Genomic DNA, 16,814 nt, shown 5'->3' with positions numbered 1-16,814 from the left:
GGCGGCCGGATGATAACAGGCGGCGGTCCGGATCGGCCACCGCACAATGCGCGCCGCCTGTGGTTTATATATGACCCTCCCGCCACTGTCGAGGGGGAATCGACCCGGAACGATGAACGGAATCGGCGCAGGAGCGGAAGAATGGGGCAGCCGCAGACCTACCGGTAGATCGGCACGCTCATCCGCTCGATCTTCATCTGCTGCTGGGCGCCGAAGACGTCCGGGCTGCCGGGGGTGCCGGAAATCCGGTCCCGGTAGCGGGAGATCTTGACGGCGAAGCACGGGTCGGCGCGGAACGTCCCCATGATGCGGTCTTCCGGCACGCCGAGCGTTTTCGCGATCGCCTCCTTCGTGAAGGCGTTCGATCGGAGGGCCTGCCGGTACTCCTCCTCCGACTTGAAAAAGACGTCGTAGGTGATCGTGTTGATCCCCGCATCCTTGGAGCGCAGGACCTGGATCATGTCGAGGAGCGGCCGGTATTCGACGGGCTCTCCCGAGTGCGCCACCGGCTCGATGGCGTCCACGCTGCGGTCGTCCAGGCTGCCGGGATAGTCCGTGAGGCCGATCGGCAAATACGCGGGCCGCATCTCCCGGATCGGAGTCCAGTCCCGACCGTTTGCCTCGTACAGCCGGATCGGAAACAGGTGTTCCCGGATCGCCTTCTCGTTGTTCCAGAGGTGAAAGACGCTCCAGGCATAGCTGTCGGCTCCTTCCAGGCGGAGAAAGGACGGACGGCCCGGATCGAGGTATGCCTCCGCCTGCTTCAGGTCCTCTTCGTGCCGCCTTGCGGCTTCCTCGGCGGTCTCCGCCACGGTCTCCAGGAACAGCAAGGGATGCTCCGGGCCGGCGATGATGAAATCGACGGTGCATCCGGCGTAGATGGCCGGATACTCCTCAGCGGCGAGGGCCAGGATCGTCCGGAAGATATCTGCCCTTTGTTCGATGAAACGGGGCTCCCTCGTCCCGGCCAGGACGAGAGCGGTATGGGTGCCGTCCGCTTCCCGGAATACGACCTCGCTGGGTGACATGGGGAACGCCAGGTTGCCCGCCGTCGTGATGCGGCCGGGATACCCAAAGTGCAGCATGAAGCCCTTCAGGACCGTGGAGAGCGCCTCCACGCCGTCCCCGTCGGAGCCGTTGACCTTGAGCAGGATGCCGATCTCCTGTTCTCCCGGGAGGAGGCGGCTTCGCTCCACGGCGTTCAGGCCGTAGACAAGGTGCCGGTCGAGGAGGGGATCGCGGGAGAGGGCGGCTTCCTCTTTCAGGGGCAGGAAAGAGACCAGCCTTTTGCCGATCTTCCGGCTGCCCTCGATCTTGACGGTCAGCGGGCTGTGTACGAAAGCGGCGTTCCGGATCCCGGCGGTCCGGTCGCTGTCCTGGAAATACTCCGTTCGCTGCATGACCAGGACGCCCTCGGGGTAATACTGCAGGCAGGGGTGGCTCTCTTCGTAGAGCGCGTGGGCGGCGACGGAATAGACCGTGGCCTTCCGCTCCGGGTTCGGGGGGATGAATACGACGCTCCCGTCGTCCCGGAACTCCGCGATCAGGTAGTCGCTGGCCGAGCCGGGATCGCAGGCGATGGCGCCGCATTCCAGGATGTGGGCCGCCTGGAAGGCCAGGCCCGGGTCGATCCCGCGCCGGACCGGGTCCGCGGCGAAGATGGACACGTCGCAGGAGCGGCCGCAGAGAACGATCTGTGCCCCCGCGTCGAGGGCGGTGATGTACGGGGCGATGCCCATCTGGGCGACCAGCCGGCTGTTCCGGACATCGTCTTCGGCCAGCGCCGGCATGGACCCCAGGGGCCGCAGCTCGTCGATGCGGCCGATCAGAAGACCGTTGTCCACATGCCCGTCCACGACGGCCACCCGGAGGTCCCTCGCGTTCTCCTCCTCGAAGATCTCCCGGATGAGCTCCAGCATGAAGGCCAGGTGGGGCTCGTCGCCGGCGAGGCCGAGGCTGCCGATGAGGAGCGGGCAGTTCATCCGGAGGGCGGCCCGGAGGAGCAGTGTGAAGTCCCGCTTCAGGGAGGCCGGCTTCATGTAGGATTTCCCCGTCCCCAGGTAATAGGGGCCCGGGTCCATGGAGCCCGCGTCGGCCCCGATGAGGTCGATCTTCATCTTCATGGCTTCTTCCCAGGAGGATTCGGGACAGCTGTAGCCCAACTTGGATGCCAGGATGCGGTAGCTCATGATGTCTCCTTTCGTTTCCCGGTAGCTCGGGCGGATTCGCCGTCCATTTTGTCCGAAGGTCCGGCGGGCGGCTGAAAACGGGTCGCCGCTCTTTTTCGAAACGCGGCATGAAGGTCAGGGATCACGATATAGGACCGTTTGGCGATTTGCGCAACGGGTTTGCGTTCGGGTGTCCCGATCCGCGAACGATGCGAAGGATGCGAGCGACGCCCATGAGGACATCAGGCATCCCCGTAGCCCATCGGATTGGCCTGTCGCCAGAGCCAGGCGCTCTCGATGATGTCCTCCAGATAGGGGCGTTTTGGCTCCCAGCCCAGCTCCCTGCGGATGTGTTCGCTCCCGGCCACGAGGATTGCGGGGTCGCCGGGACGACGGGGCTCCTCCACGACGGGGACCGGGTGGCCCGTCACCCGGCGGGCGGCCCCGATGACCTGCCGGACGGAATATCCCCGGCCGTTGCCCAGGTTGTAGCGCAGGGAGCGCCTGCTTCCCAGGGCCTCCAGGGCCAGGAGGTGTGCGGCGGCCAGATCCTCGACATGGATGTAGTCCCGGATGCAGGTTCCGTCCGGGGTCGGATAGTCCGTCCCGAAGACCTTGATCTGGGGACGCTTTTCCAGGGCCGTGTCCAGCACCAGGGGGATCAGGTGGGTCTCGGGGCGGTGGTCTTCCCCGAGGCGGTCGGAGCAGCCGGCGGCATTGAAGTAGCGAAGGGCGGCATAGCGCAGCCCCCGCTGCCGGCCCAGCCAGTCCAGAGCCTGCTCCACCATGAGCTTGGCCTGGCCGTAGGCGTTGGTCGGCCGTTGGGGATGGGCTTCATCGATGGGAATGTATTGCGGCTCGCCATAGGTGGCGGCGGTGGAGCTGAATACGAATTTCCCGATCCCCGCCCGGAGCATCGCCTCAAGGAGGATCATGGTCCGGGCCGTGTTGTTCACGAAGAATCGTTCCGGGAAGGCCATGGATTCGCCGGCCTCGATATAGGCCGCGAAATGCACAATCGCCTCCACACACCCCTCGCTGAAAATCTGTGACAGAAGGGCCGCATCGCCGCAGTCTCCCCGGACAAAGGCCGCCTCGGGGCGGACCGCTAGACGGTGCCCCTTCTCCAGCGTGTCCAGAACGGTGACCCGGTGGCCTTCCCGGATCAGCAGGTCGACGACATGGCTCCCGATGAATCCGGCTCCGCCGGTGACGAGAACGTGCATTCGGAACTCCCGGATGAATCCTGCCGCTGTTTATAGTGAATCTCGGAGCATTCCCGCAGCCTGGCCGCAGCCTGCTCCGCCGTGATGTCGCGCCCGGGCATGCCGAGCATTTCAAATCCCACCATGAATTTCCGGACCGTGGCGCTCCTGAGGAGTGGCGGATAGAAATGAAGGTGGAGCACCCATTCGGGGTGTTCCTCGCCGTCGAAAGGCGCCTGGTGAAAGCCCATGCTGTAGGGGAAGCTGATTTCGAAAAGGTTGTCGTAGCGGGTGGTCAGGCGCTTGAGGAGATCCGCCAGGGCCAGCCGCTCCGCCGCCTCCAGTTCCGGCAGGCGGGACACGGGGCGGCGGGGGATGAGCAGCGTTTCGAAGGGCCAGAGCGCCCAGAAGGGCACCAGGGCCGTCCAGTGCTCGTTTTCCACTACAATGCGCACGCCGGCGGTCCTTTCCTGGATCAGCACGTCCAGCAGCAGGGGACGGCCGTGCGTCTGAAAATACTGCCGCTGGCAAACCAGCTCTCTGGCGGGCTCCGTGGGAATGTACTCCGTGGCCCAGATCTGGCTGTGGGGGTGGGGATTCGAACAGCCCATGATTTCGCCTTTGTTCTCGAAGATCTGGACGTAACGGATGGAATCCCGGGCGCCCAGGGCGGCGGTTTCCTCGGACCAGGCAGCGAGAACGGCATCGATCTCCTCCATGCCGAGTTCCGGCAGGCTGAGATCGTGGCGCGGGGAAAAGCACACGACCCGGCAGACTCCACCTTCTGCCTCCGCCGTCAACAGGCCGTATTCAAATCGTTCGGGCCTTCGATGCAGTCTGGGCTGGAGTGCCGCAAAATCGTTGTCGAAGGCGAATGTCCCTTCATAAGTCGGATTCATGCGGCCTCCCGCCCGGGTGTTGCCGGGGCAGAGATAGCAGTCCGGATCGTAGGCCGGGCGGCCGGCCTCGGGAGTTCGTTCCCGGAGTCCCTGCCAGGGACGCTGATTGCGATTGGGACTCACCAGGATGTATTCACCGGTCAGGACATTGAGCCGGCGATGGGAGCGGTCTGAGAACATCAGGTTTCCTCCGTTGTACCGTTGTCGATGCAGCAGACGTGAATGACGGGGGATTTCTTCAGGCGGTCGCGAAAAACGGCCGCCATGGCCTCCCGGAAACGGTCCAGGGCGGTTTCTTCCACCAAGTTGATCGTGCAGCCTCCGAAACCGCCGCCCATCATGCGGCTCCCCAGGACGCCCGGCACTGCCATGGCCGCCTCCGCCAGGACGTCGAGCTGCGCGCAGGAAACCTCGTATTCGTCGCGCAGGCCCTTGTGAGTGGCGTTCATGAGGGTGCCGACGGCCTGCGGATCGTTCCGCTCCAGGGCCTCGCAGGCCTCCAGTACGCGCAGGTTTTCCTCCACAGCGTAGCGGCATCGACGGTATACAAGGGGATCCAGCCGATTCCGGACCGCCTCCAGCATGTCCGGAGTGGCGTCCCGGAGGCTCCAGACTTCCGGAAAAGCCTCCGCCAGCACGGTTACGCCCGCCTCGCACTGGGCCCGTCGCACATTGTACTCGCTGTTCCGGAGGGTTCGCCGTATCTGCGAATCGCACAATACAACGCGTATGTCGTCCCGCTTGAAGGGCACGTATCGGAAGCTGTAGGTCCGGCAGTCCAGATGAATCAGGTGATCCTTCCTCCCGAGCAGGGAGGCGAATGGATCCATGATTCCGCAGGCCACGCCAACAAACCGGTTCTCTGACCGCTGGCAGAGACGGGCCAGGGCCACGGGGTCCAGGACCAGGCCGAAAAGCGAGTTGAGGGCAAAGGCGAAGCCGCATTCCAACGCGGCGGAAGAGGACATGCCGCTGGCGATGGGTACGTTTCCCCCGAATGCACAGTCCACGCCCGGGACCTTCCTGCCGTCCGCGGCCAGCTCGGCGTAGATTCCCAGCAGGTAATTGGCCCAGTGAGACTCGGAATGGGAGAGCTTGTCCAGGTCCAGGACCAGCGTGTCGTTCAGATCCACGCTGTAGAAACGGCAGAAACGGTCCCGGCGGGGGCTTGCGGCAAGCCATATGGCCCGGTCCACGGCGCCGGGAAGCGCGAAGCCCAGATTGTAGTCCGTGTGCTCGCCGATGAGGTTCACGCGGCCGGGGCTGCGAACCATCATGGCGGGCTCGCCGAAGTGGCGGCGGAAGGCCCCGCGAATTCGGCCGGCTTGATCCCCGGCGGCCATGGACGGATGATTCCCGGGAGAGAGGGCCAGAAGCGCCATCACCGCATCACCGCCGACTGGTTGCGCTGTTTGAACTGATCCAGAAGGATGGCGATGATCAGAATGGCGCCTCGGACCACGTACTGGTAGAAGGTCTCGACGTTCAGCAGGTTCAGGACGTTCTGGACCGTTCCCATGATGAGGACGCCCGCCAGCAGCCCTTCGATCGTGGCGATGCCGCCCAACAGGGAGACGCCGCCGAGAACGCAGGCCGCGATCACGTCCAGCTCCAGCCCCAGGCCGACGTTGGGCTGCCCGCTTGTCATGCGGGACGACAGGATGACCCCGGCGATTCCGCAGACGACCCCCTGCAGGGTGAACGCCGCGTTCTTCATCCGGGAGACATTGATCCCGGCCAGGCGGGACGCCTCTTTGTTGCCGCCGATGGCCAGGATGTTTTTCCCGTAGGACGTGCTGTTCAGCAGGATTCCGAACACGATGAAAATCAGGATGGTGATCCAGATGGGGTTTGGAATCCCGAAAACCGACTCGTTGCCCAGAGCAAAGAATTCCGGGATGGTGATGCCGATGGCGATGCCGTCGGAAACGATCATGGCTCCGCCCCGGACGATCTGCATGGTCGCCAGGGTACAGATCAGAGGGTTCAGATTGAAGACGGCGATCAGGGTCCCGTTCAGCAGCCCCACGGCCCCCCCGCCGATCACTCCCGCCAGGGCGCCGATATAGACGTCGCCGGTCTGGTTGATGACCGTGGCGGCGATGATGCCGGAAAAAGCGACAATGGAGCCGACGGAGAGATCCAGGTCACCGGCGGCGAGGATGAACATCATGGTGCAGGCGATCATGCCGATCGTCGTGATGGAAAGGGCCAGCCCGATCATGTTGCGCAGCGTGAAAAAGTAGGGCACGAACACCGAGCACGCAATGAACATGACGACATAGACCACCACCATTCCGGAATTCGCCCAGATGTTCTGCAGAAACCGGTTGATCCGCACCTTCTTCAAATCCCATACGGCTTTTGCCGATTCCGCCTGTTGCTCAACGATCCTGTTCATAAAGCGAATATCCTCGATTATCCTTTGGGTAATGCCATCGAAAGAAGGGTTTCCTCGCTGACGTCTCTCCGGTCCACCTCACCGATGATGGTGCCGCCGCACATGACCACGACCCGGTCGGCGACGCCCATCACTTCCGGCAGACTGCTGGACGCAAAAATGACCGTTTTCCCTTCTTCCGCCAGTCCGTACATGATCTGGTAAATCTCGTACTTCGATCCGACGTCGATGCCGCGGGTCGGCTCGTCCAGCAGGAAGACGTCGACTTTTTCGCTGAGCCACCGCGCCAGGATGGCTTTCTGCTGGTTTCCGCCCGACAGGTTGCCGATGAACTGGTCTCTTGACGGGGTTCGGATGTGAAGCTTTTCGATGTAGCTGTCCGCCCGTTCCCGCTCGCGCCGCTTGTTCAGGAAAAGGCCGAGTTTCAGGAAATGCCGCCGGGAACTGATGTTGATGTTCTCGCTCAGGGACCGGACGGCGATGATTCCCTCGTATTTCCTGTCTTCCGGGCAGAGGCACAGACCCTGATTGATGGCGGAAAAGGGATTGTGGACGGCGATGGGTTTGCCGTCGACGCGAATATTGCCGCATCGCTTCTCGATGGCGCCGAAGATGTTCTTCATCAGCTCCGTCCGGCCCGAACCGCTGAGGCCGAAGAACCCGACAATTTCGCCCCGCGCCGCGGAAAAGGAAGACTTTTGCTTGATTCCGGGGCCTTGAAGGCCGGATACCTCAAACAGCGTGGAGCCTTTTTCCCGGGGACGGTAACCGTACATATCCTTCATTTCACGACCGACCATGCGCTGGATCAGGGTATTGTCCGTCACGCCGTCCATCGACTCGAAGGTCTGGATCCTCCGGCCGTCCCGGAAGACGGTGACGGCATCACAGAGCGTGAAAATCTCTTCGAGCCGGTGCGACACGTAGAGAATGGTTTTCCCCCGTGCGCGGAGATTCCGGATGATGCGGAAAAGCTGTTCCGTTTCCTTCCTGGAGAGGGAGCTGGTCGGCTCGTCGAACGCGATGACCTCGGCGTTATGGAGGAGGGCCTTGCTGATCTCGATCATCTGTCTCTGCCCGATGGGCAGATGCTTCAGCCTGGTGTCCGGATCGATGTCCTCCAGAAGTTCCGCGATCTGGGTCCGGGACCGCTCCAGCAGTTTTTTCCTGTCCAGGAAGAAACCGCGCTGCGGCCATTTCCCGAGAAGCAGGTTTTCCGCCACCGTCATCTCCGGGACCAGGTTCAGCTCCTGGTAGATGATGGCGACCCCGGCATCGATTGCATCGCGGGTTCTGGTGAAAACCTTCGGTTCCTGATGGATGACGATTTTCCCTTCCGTGGGAGTGTATGCACCGCTCAATATCTTCAGCAGCGTGGATTTGCCGGCGCCGTTCTCTCCGACCAGACCGTGCACCGTTCCTTTCGCTACACCGAACGAGACGTTGTCGAGGGCCTTGACTCCGGGAAAAGTCTTGGTGATGCCTTGAAACTCCAGAAACGAACTCATGATTCCATCGCCCTGCAGGTTGGGATCGGGCGGAACCGCGGCGGTGCCGTCGTTCCGCCCTTTTCCTGTTTCCTTGCGGTCCCGGTTCCTACTTGAGACCCATCAGGTTTTTGTAGTTCTTGCGCGTCATGACGGTGCCCGCCGTCCAGGTGATTTTCGGGGGCTCCTTCCCGTCCCGGATCCAGAAGAACATGGTTCTGGCCGTGTCGTAGCCGTGCTGCCTGGCGTTCAGAAGGATGGATGCTGTGAAGGCCGTTTTGTTCTTCTTCTGGAACTCCGCGACCGCCTCGGTTCCGTTGATCCCGACTCCGATCGCCCTGTCGGCGCCGAACCCGTGTCCTTCCAGGGCTCGAATCGCTCCCAGGATGGAGTTGTCGTTTCCCCCCGCCACGACCCAGAGGGTGATGTCCGGATGTTTGGTGATGGTGATGTTTGCGGCATTGAAGCTCCCTTCGACGTCGAGGGTCTTCATGGGTGAATCGAAGATGCGCGCTTTCGGAACACCGGCGGCGACAAGCGCGGCGGTGGCTCCTTCCGTTCGCTCCTTGATGGTGGGCAGAGAATCGAAGCTCATCCGGAGGAAGCCCACGTTTTTCAGGTTCCAGCCTCGTCCCTTCGCCTCGCTGATGATCGTCCAGCCGGCCAGCGAGCCGATGTTGTAGGCGGAGATCCCGACATGATGGACGTCTTCCATGACAGCCCCCTTCGGGCCGATGAAGCGGTCGTCGACACTCATCAGCTTCAGGCGGTGCGCCCGGGCCCTGGCCAAGATGGCCGGACCCAGTTTCACATCGGGGGTGCAGATGATGAAGCCCTTCGCGCCCTGGGTCGCCAGGTTGTCGATTCCGTTCAGGACCTTTTCCCCGTCGGTTCCGCCGATCTTGATGACGTCGAAACCGAACTGCCGGCCCGCCTGGTCGGCATATTTCCATTCGTCCTGGAACCAGGATTCATCGGGCTGCTTGACGATGAAGCCGATTTTGATGCGCTCGGCGGCGGAGACGGAGGAGACAATCGACAACACGCAAAGCCATACGGTCAGAGAAACCAGCACTCTTTTCATAACGCCTTTTCCCTTTCTTTCATCCGGGAGGATGCTGAATGCCCGACGTAGCCTCGGAAGCGGACGCTTCGGCCGTCTGTCGGCCGGTCCAGTCTGCGAGCAGGTTGTGTCTTGCAGGGGAAGAGTTTGTTGCCGGCATGCTCATGCAGGCTGGAGATTCCTGTCGGGACCAGACAAATAGCACCTGCCTCGAACATTGCAACACCTGATAATTATTTAATAATTACTGGCAATAAATAGGCATTGCAACTGTTGTTCGAGGCCCGGTCTGCCTGGTTTATCGGCAGGGCCATGTTGGCAAGGCAATGATAGAAAAGAAGAATTGGATATTTGCTGCCCCCGGTTTGGGTTGTTCATCCTTCTCACGGATACGGTATTGCCTGGAGAGGTACATCAAGATGCAGGCAGAATCAGGCTTGACGCACATCGCGCACCTCGCTAATGTGCGGGCGGCTTGTCATCTTCAGGGAGGAATATGAAAATCCTGCTTGTCCTTGGTCATCCCGATCCCGGGAGTTTCAATCATGCCGTTGCCGCCGCCGCACGGGCGGCTCTGGAGGAAGGCGGCCATGACGTCGTCTTCCACGACCTGTGGGCGGAGGGCTTCGATCCCCTGCTGCCCGCAGCAGAGATCGCCACGACGGCGGTCCTTCCGGAGCCGATCCGGCGGCACTGCGATGAGCTCCGGTCCGCCGACGGGATTGTCATCGTCCATCCCAACTGGTGGGGACAGCCGCCGGCGATTCTGAAAGGATGGGTCGACCGGGTCGTCCGCCCCGGCGTGGCCTACCGGTTCGAGGAGGGAGACAGCGGAGAGGGGGTCCCCGTGGGCCTGTTGAAGGCGAAGGCAGCCGTCGTGTTCAACACCTCGAATACGGTCGAGGACCGGGAGCGGGCCGTCTTCGGCGATCCCCTGGAGGCCCTGTGGAGGCGCTGCATCTTCGACCTCTGCGGCATCCGGAATTTCCACCGGAGAACGTTCCGCGTCGTGGTCACGAGCACGCTCGATGAGAGGCGGGCCTGGCTGGAGGAGGCGAAGACGATTTGCCGCCGCGTCTTCCGGGAGGGCGAATAAAGCCGAACGGCGGCGGCGTCACGTGCGATTCCAGGACCGGGGTGGGTGCATCCGGGATGAAAACGTCTGGAAGACGGGGAAAGGAATTCATGAGCGATCTGAAACTGCGTGTTGCCGCCGGGCTGTTCGTCTTCGCCGCGCTGATTGTCTCCGGGCTCGATCCCTACGACCGCGCCACCTGGCTCATGGAAGTCGCCCCCGTTCTGATGGCGGCGCCGATTCTGCTCGCAACGCACCGCCGCTTTCCCCTGACCTCCCTGCTTTTCTTCCTGCTCTGCGCCCATGCGCTGGTCCTGATCCTGGGCGGCGCGTACACATACGCGCGGGTTCCCCTGGGGGCCTGGTTCCAGGAGTTCTTAGACTTGAACAGAAACCCTTACGACAAGCTCGGCCATTTCATGCAGGGATTCGTTCCCGCGCTCCTGGTGAGGGAGGTCCTGCTCCGGGGCCGGTTCGTGAGGGGAAAGGGCATGGCTGCGTTCCTGTCGGTCTGTGTCGCCCTGGCTTTCAGCGCCGTCTATGAGCTGATCGAGTGGTGGGCGGCCCTCGCCCTGGGGCAGGGGGCTGATGAGTTCCTGGGGACCCAGGGCGACCCCTGGGATACCCAGTCGGACATGTTTTTCGCGCTGATCGGCTCGACCATGGCAATGCTCACCCTGTCCTCTTTCCACGACCGGCAGATCGGCTTTCTGGAACAGGAGGTTGACGGGGAGGCCCGGCGGAAGGGCTGATTCTTGCGAGCGCTCACCCCGGGGTGATGCGAGGAACAAGGCATCGGTGCCTTGCCGTCAGGGCCGAGCCCGCAGACGGGCAACGGTCAAACCGATGATTTGATTTCACCGGAGAGAGACTTGAACAGGCGGATCGAGTGGATTGAAATCGCCAGAACCGGCTGCATGCTGCTTGTCGTCCTCAGTCATGTACTGGACATTTTTCTCTTCCACGGCGGTGAAGCGGCACAGCCACGGGAACTGGCCTTCCTCTGTTTCTCGCGCTTTGCGGTGCCCCTGTTCTTCATCATTTCCGGCTTCCTGCTCCGGATCGAGTTCGATCGCTCTCCGGGGCCGGTCCGGTACGGCGAATTTCTCCGGCACAAGGTTGCCACGGTCCTGGCGCCGTTTTTTGTCTGGAATGCGATTTACCTGGTCTTTGCCAGGGTGCTCATGGGCTGGCCCCTGTTCTCGGGGAGCGCGCTGTTTGCCTTCCTGACTGGTTTCGTCCACCTGTATTTCGTCTTTGTCCTGTTCCAGTTTTTCCTTCTGTATCCGCTCCTGCACCGGCATCTCCAGGGCCGAGGCCTGAACCGGGCCCTCATGGTCTCCATCGTCCTGTCCCTGGGGTTTTATGCGGTTTCGGAGTACGCCCTCTGGGTGTCCGGCATCTCCGAGCCGACCTTCGAGTGGCATTACGGAAAACTTTTTTTCGGGTGGAGCGCCTTCTTCATGACCGGCGTCTGGCTGGGAGCCCGGCCGGACCGGGTCGAGCTTCTGGCCGGGCATACGCTCTCGCTCTTCGTTCTCGGTTCGGTTCTCCTGGTGCCGTATTATTATGAAACGTCCCGGCAGCTGGAGGTTTTTCACGTCTACGGCCGGGGATATTTTCTCCTCTCCGGCTTTCCCTTCCATCTGGCGGGCGCCCTCTTCATGATCGGGCTGTTCCGGAACGTCGAGCGGTCGTTCCGGAAAGGGCGCATCCTGAACTATCTGATCCGGAGCGGCGTGGACACCTTCGAGATCTACATCGTGCATTACCTGTTCCTGCTCCTGCTCGTGGCCGCGTGGACGGGTCTCGGCCTGCCGAAGGCCCTGGCGGTGAAGATTCCCATTCTTTTCCTCTGCGTGTGGCTCCTGTCGCACGGGTTCGCCGCACTTCGCCGGCGGCCGTCCCTGGCCGGGGCGGGAAAGCTGTTTTTCGGCCACAGGGACTGAACGATCCGGCGCCGGAGGCGCGGGTACCTGTTCGATCTAAAAGGGAATCAGGTATGTTCCGGAACCGGAGGGTGAGATAGAATCGTCGAAAAAAACGAGGAGGAAACATGCTGGAGGAGAAGCTTGCCGCCCATGTCGCAAAGACCGCATTTTCAGAAATGGACGAACAAAGGGTCCATATCCTCAAGCGGAACATTCTCGATTCCTATGCGGGAATCTGCCTGTCCCTCAAGGATGTCGACATGCTCAAAAAATTCGACACCATGACCTCCCTGACCCCTACGGAGAAAGGGCTGGCCGTCTGGGGACTTCACCGCAAGGCGAACACGTCGAATGCCGTTTTCATGAATACGATCCTGGGGCGCCGCAGCGACCTGGTCAATACGTATCTTCCTCCGAACGGAATGGGGGGGTGCCACCCGTCGGACAACGTGTCGCTTGTCCTCTCCATGGCGGACTGGCTGAAGAAGAGCGGGAAGGAAGTCCTCTCCCTGACGCATGTCGCCTATCTTCTGTCGTGCTCCTTCACGGATTATTATCACCCCGAGGAAAACAGCTACGATCACGACGCCCCGTCGCTCTTTTACCTTTCCCTGACCATCGGATGCGCCATGGGCCTGTCCGTCGCCCAACTGACGGAGGCGCAGCGGATCGCCGGCATGCTGGGGCTGGACATCAACCAGGCCGCCATGGGTGAGGTCACGGACTGGAAGCACTGCACGTACGCATCCTGCGCCATGCGCGCACTCCATGCCGTCAAGATGGCCTACGCCGGCTTCGAGGGGCCGAGAAACATCTACGAGGGCGAGGCGGGGATCAACCGGTTCCTTCCCCATTCTGGGTCCATCCTGGATCCTACGCCCGACCTGGAATCCATTGTCTTCAAGCGCTGGCCGGCGCTCGTTTTCTGCCAGACGCCCATCGACGCGGCCGTTGAAATCGCCGGACGGATCGACGATCCGGAGGCGATCGACCGGGTTCTGGTCCACACATACAAAAAAGCGATCGAGGAGGCGGACGGCGAAACCGCCTATCGGCCTGTGAGCCGGGCCGGCCGTACCCATTCGCTTCCCTATTGCGTGGCGGCGGCGCTCGTGAAGAAAACCATCGAGTATGAATATTTCAATGACGACTTCCTCGAAAAGGAAAAGGCTGTGGCCCGTCTGATCCCGAAGATCGCCGTGGCCGAAGACGCCCACATGACCCGGACCTATCCCGATGGCTCGCCCTGCCGGATTGCGGTGACGCTGAAAAACGGGGAGACGATCCGCCTCAGCCGCGATTTCCCCCGCGGGGATCCCCACGAGCCGTTGACGGACCGGGAGATCGAGGAGAAGGTGGAAAGGAGCATGTCCCACCTCGCGAGCCGGGATGAAGTCCGCTCCATCATCGGACGGGTCTGGGAACTGGAGAGGGAGGACTCCGTCGACTGGCTGGTGGCGCCCCTGAAACAGCGTATTCTGAAAACAGACGGGAGGGAGGATCCATGAAGAAGCCCGCAATCGGGTCGGTGGCCGACATCGAGAAATTTTTCAAGGCCTTTAACGGACGAGACTGGGAAACGGTGTTTCAGTTCGTCCGTGACGACTGCGTCTGGGAGGCGTCGGAAAAGCGCCTGGAAGGCAGGCAAGACATGATTGCTTACTGGACGCGGGACCATGTCTCCTTCCGGGAAACCCTGGGCATGCCGGAAAAGGTTGTATTCGGTGATCGGACGGTTTATCTTCAGGTAAAAATTCGCCTGGATTTCCTGGCGGACGGTCTTTTTTTCGGGAAGTCTTACCGGAAAGGGGAGACGCTGGACTTTTCCTGCGCCGATTTCTACGAGTTAGACGAGGACGGGAAAATCGGGGCCGGCCGCGTTTTTACCCGGTTCAATCCCTGAATCCTCCGGTTTCTCCTTCCCGGTCCCGGCGGCCACCTGTGACCGCATCACCCGGTTTATGACGGCTAAGGGCTTGAGCCGTGGGCCGGGACGTTACGGGAGAGGCAAACCGGAGCGGATCATCGTGGATGGACGACGGTTTGAACCACGGACTCTGCGTCAAATCAGGCAATCCTGATAAACAAAGAAGTGGATGAGAAAGGTACCAGGGCATTGGACGATTCCGTTGACGGGCATTCCGACGAGACGACTCGTAAAAAGACCGCGAATTCCGGGAAAGCTGCGGATGTGGCCTCGTCCGACCTGCAGGCGCTCGTTCACAGGCTGGAGCAGGAGATCGCCGAGCGAAGGCGTGCCGAGAATGCGCTCCGGGAGAGCGAGGAGCTGTACCGCCGGGCCTTCGAACAATCGAATGACGGCATCGTCATTACCCAGAACGGCCGCTATGTTTTCGTCAATCAGCCCTTTCTCCGGACCGTCGGCCGTCGCATGGAGGATCTCCTCGACAAGACCCTGGGGGCTTTCGTCCACCCCGACGACCGGGAAAGGCTTGCCGATTATACCCGGAGGCGGCGGGTCGGGGAACCGGCCCCGTCCAACTACGGGCTTCGGATCATCAAGCCGGACGGGACGCTGGTGCACGTGGACATCAACGTCATCGAGGTTGTCTACCGGGGAGAAAAGGCATTCCTGGGTTATCTTCGTGACATTACGGAAAAAAAGAGAGCCGATGAGCGGCTCCGGGAAAGTGAGGATAGATACCGCCGCCTGGTTCAATTTGCACCGGCCGGGATCTATCAGGTTGATTTCCAGTCGCGACGGTTCATCGATGTCAATGACGTCATGTGCCATTACACGGGTTATACGAGGGAAGAATTTCTCGCCCTGGACCCGCTCCAGATCATAGCCGAGGATTCCCTGGAACTCTTCCTGAAAAGGGCAGCCGACATCATGGCGGGAATCCCGATCTCCGATAAGGTGGAATACAAGGTCCGGGGCAAGAACGGCCGGGAATTCTGGGTCCTGCTTCACAACAGCTTCTTTCATGAAGGGGGGAAACCCGTCGTCTCCACGGTGATCGTCCACGACATCACGGAACGGAGGCAGGCGGAGCAGGCCCTTCGGGACAGCGAGGAACGCTACCGCACCCTGGTCGAGACGTCGCCCGATTCCATCCTCCTGTATTCGTTGACCGGAGAGATCCTCACTGCAAGCGGCCAGACTGCTGCAATGTATGGTGCGTCGAGCACAGCGCAATTTATGAAAGAAGTCAGGACGGTCTTCGATCTCCTGACGGATGAAGGCCGTGAGAAGGCAGCGGCAAACTTCAGCCGTACGCTGGCAAAGGGGCATTCGGAGAAAAACGAGTACCGCATCCGGCTCCGCGACGGGAGCCAGATCGACGCGGAGATCAACTCATCCCTGGTCCGGGACGCCTCCGGGGAGCCGCAGGCCTTCATCAGCGTGGTCCGTGACATCACGGACCGCAAGCGGGCTGAGGAGGAGCGGGACCGGCTCCAGATGCAGCTTCTCCAGGCGCAGAAAATGGAATCGGTGGGCCGCCTGGCGGGAGGGGTGGCCCACGACTTCAACAACATCCTTGCCGCGATCATGGGGTACGCGGAGATGTCCCTGCTCTTGGCCACGCCGGGAACGAAGGTGCACCAGAACCTGCAGGAGATCCTCAAGGCCGCCGGACGGTCGGCGGATCTTACCGGACAGCTCCTGGCCTTCGCCCGCCGGCAGGTGACGAGCCCGAAGGTGTTGAACCTGAACGACACCGTCGGCGGCATGCTGAAGATGCTTCGACGTCTCATCGGAGAGGACATCGATCTGGCCTGGATTCCGGGCCACGATCTCTGGAGTGTGAAGATCGACGCTTCCCAGGTCGATCAGATGCTGGCCAACCTGCTGGTCAATGCCCGGGATGCCATCTCCGGGGCGGGCCGGGTAACCATCGAGACGCGCAATGTGGAAGTGGACGAGGGCTTTATTGCCCGCCATGGAGAGTTTTCCCCCGGCGACTACGTGCTTCTTTCCGTCAGTGATACCGGGTGCGGTATCGACCGGGAGACTCTGGAGCACGTCTTCGAGCCGTTTTTTACGACCAAGGAGGTCGGAAAGGGAACGGGCTTGGGGCTGGCCATGGTTTTCGGGATCGTCCGGCAGAACGAGGGATTCATCCACGCCTACAGCGAACCGCGGCAGGGCACGACCTTCCGGATCTATCTGCCCCGGGTTGCGTCCGCCCGGCCCGAGCAGTCTCAGCCGGGTGAGGCCGTGATACCACGGCGGGGCGAGGAGACGATCCTGCTCGCGGAAGACGACGAGGCCGTTCTCACACTGACCCGGAGCGTGCTCGAGGCCCTGGGCTATCGGGTCATAACGGCCGGTTCGCCGGACCGGGCGATCCAGGTGGTCGGGGAGTCCGAGGAAACCATCCATTTGCTCCTGACCGATGTGGTCATGCCGGGGATGAATGGAAGAGACCTGGCCGAGCGCCTGGTTTCCCTCCGTCCCGGCCTGAAGTGCCTGTTCATGTCGGGCTATCCGGCCGATGTCATCGCCCACCATGGAATTCTGGAAGAGGGCATTCACTTTGTCCAGAAACCGTTTTCGATCCAGGCTCTCTCCGAGGCGGTCCGCCGGGTCCTCGACGAGGGATGACGGGTTCGGGGACCG

Annotated in this window: 13 protein-coding genes; 6 read left to right on the top strand and 7 right to left on the bottom strand. The window is 61.7% G+C overall.

Annotated elements, in window-relative coordinates:
• Positions 1-158 precede the first annotated feature (158 nt).
• The 7 genes from HPY65_14710 to HPY65_14680 form a co-directional block, all read right to left on the bottom strand.
• On the bottom strand, positions 159-2,189 hold the full coding sequence (locus HPY65_14710; GenBank protein NPU85725.1) for a DUF4387 family protein: 2,031 nt from the start codon (positions 2,187-2,189) through the stop codon (positions 159-161).
• A 221-nt stretch (positions 2,190-2,410) separates the two neighbouring features.
• Positions 2,411-3,394: a UDP-glucose 4-epimerase GalE gene (gene galE / locus HPY65_14705; protein NPU85724.1), complete on the bottom strand. Its 984-nt coding sequence runs from the start codon at positions 3,392-3,394 to the stop codon at positions 2,411-2,413.
• Entirely contained in the window at positions 3,334-4,452 is a 1,119-nt protein-coding gene (locus HPY65_14700) for a UDP-glucose--hexose-1-phosphate uridylyltransferase (GenBank protein NPU85723.1), read from the bottom strand. Before HPY65_14700 ends, galE begins: the two co-directional genes overlap by 61 nt.
• Positions 4,452-5,615 (bottom strand): galactokinase, encoded by a 1,164-nt coding sequence (galK, locus tag HPY65_14695; GenBank protein NPU85722.1) that lies wholly within the window; start codon positions 5,613-5,615, stop codon positions 4,452-4,454. The genes HPY65_14700 and galK overlap by 1 nt, the downstream gene beginning before the upstream one ends.
• 38 nt (positions 5,616-5,653) lie before the next feature.
• A complete protein-coding gene (gene araH, locus HPY65_14690) occupies positions 5,654-6,673 on the bottom strand; it encodes an L-arabinose ABC transporter permease AraH (protein ID NPU85721.1) in 1,020 nt (339 codons plus the stop codon).
• Positions 6,674-6,690: 17 nt separating this feature from the next.
• Positions 6,691-8,181 (bottom strand): L-arabinose ABC transporter ATP-binding protein AraG, encoded by a 1,491-nt coding sequence (gene araG, locus HPY65_14685; protein NPU85720.1) that lies wholly within the window; start codon positions 8,179-8,181, stop codon positions 6,691-6,693.
• A gap of 88 nt (positions 8,182-8,269) precedes the next feature.
• A complete protein-coding gene (locus tag HPY65_14680; GenBank protein NPU85719.1) occupies positions 8,270-9,244 on the bottom strand; it encodes an arabinose ABC transporter substrate-binding protein in 975 nt (324 codons plus the stop codon).
• Between the two features lie 475 nt (positions 9,245-9,719).
• On the opposite strand from HPY65_14680, the gene HPY65_14675 reads away from it, so the two are divergent.
• The 6 genes from HPY65_14675 (at position 9,720) to HPY65_14650 (ending at position 16,799) form a co-directional block, all read left to right on the top strand.
• A complete protein-coding gene (locus tag HPY65_14675) occupies positions 9,720-10,319 on the top strand; it encodes an NAD(P)H-dependent oxidoreductase (protein NPU85718.1) in 600 nt (199 codons plus the stop codon).
• An 89-nt stretch (positions 10,320-10,408) separates the two neighbouring features.
• On the top strand, positions 10,409-11,050 hold the full coding sequence (locus HPY65_14670) for a DUF2238 domain-containing protein (protein ID NPU85717.1): 642 nt from the start codon (positions 10,409-10,411) through the stop codon (positions 11,048-11,050).
• A gap of 120 nt (positions 11,051-11,170) precedes the next feature.
• On the top strand, positions 11,171-12,247 hold the full coding sequence (locus HPY65_14665; protein ID NPU85716.1) for an acyltransferase: 1,077 nt from the start codon (positions 11,171-11,173) through the stop codon (positions 12,245-12,247).
• Positions 12,248-12,354: 107 nt separating this feature from the next.
• On the top strand, positions 12,355-13,737 hold the full coding sequence (locus HPY65_14660) for a 2-methylcitrate dehydratase (protein ID NPU85715.1): 1,383 nt from the start codon (positions 12,355-12,357) through the stop codon (positions 13,735-13,737).
• On the top strand, positions 13,734-14,132 hold the full coding sequence (locus tag HPY65_14655) for a nuclear transport factor 2 family protein (GenBank protein NPU85714.1): 399 nt from the start codon (positions 13,734-13,736) through the stop codon (positions 14,130-14,132). The genes HPY65_14660 and HPY65_14655 overlap by 4 nt, the downstream gene beginning before the upstream one ends.
• A gap of 213 nt (positions 14,133-14,345) precedes the next feature.
• Complete coding sequence (locus tag HPY65_14650; protein ID NPU85713.1) at positions 14,346-16,799, top strand: PAS domain S-box protein; 2,454 nt, start codon at positions 14,346-14,348, stop codon at positions 16,797-16,799.
• Positions 16,800-16,814: the final 15 nt, after the last annotated feature.

It is taken from the genome of Syntrophaceae bacterium, assembly GCA_013177825.1.
GTDB lineage: Bacteria > Desulfobacterota > Syntrophia > Syntrophales > PHBD01 > PHBD01.
This window is presented reverse-complemented; position numbering and strand designations above follow the sequence as displayed.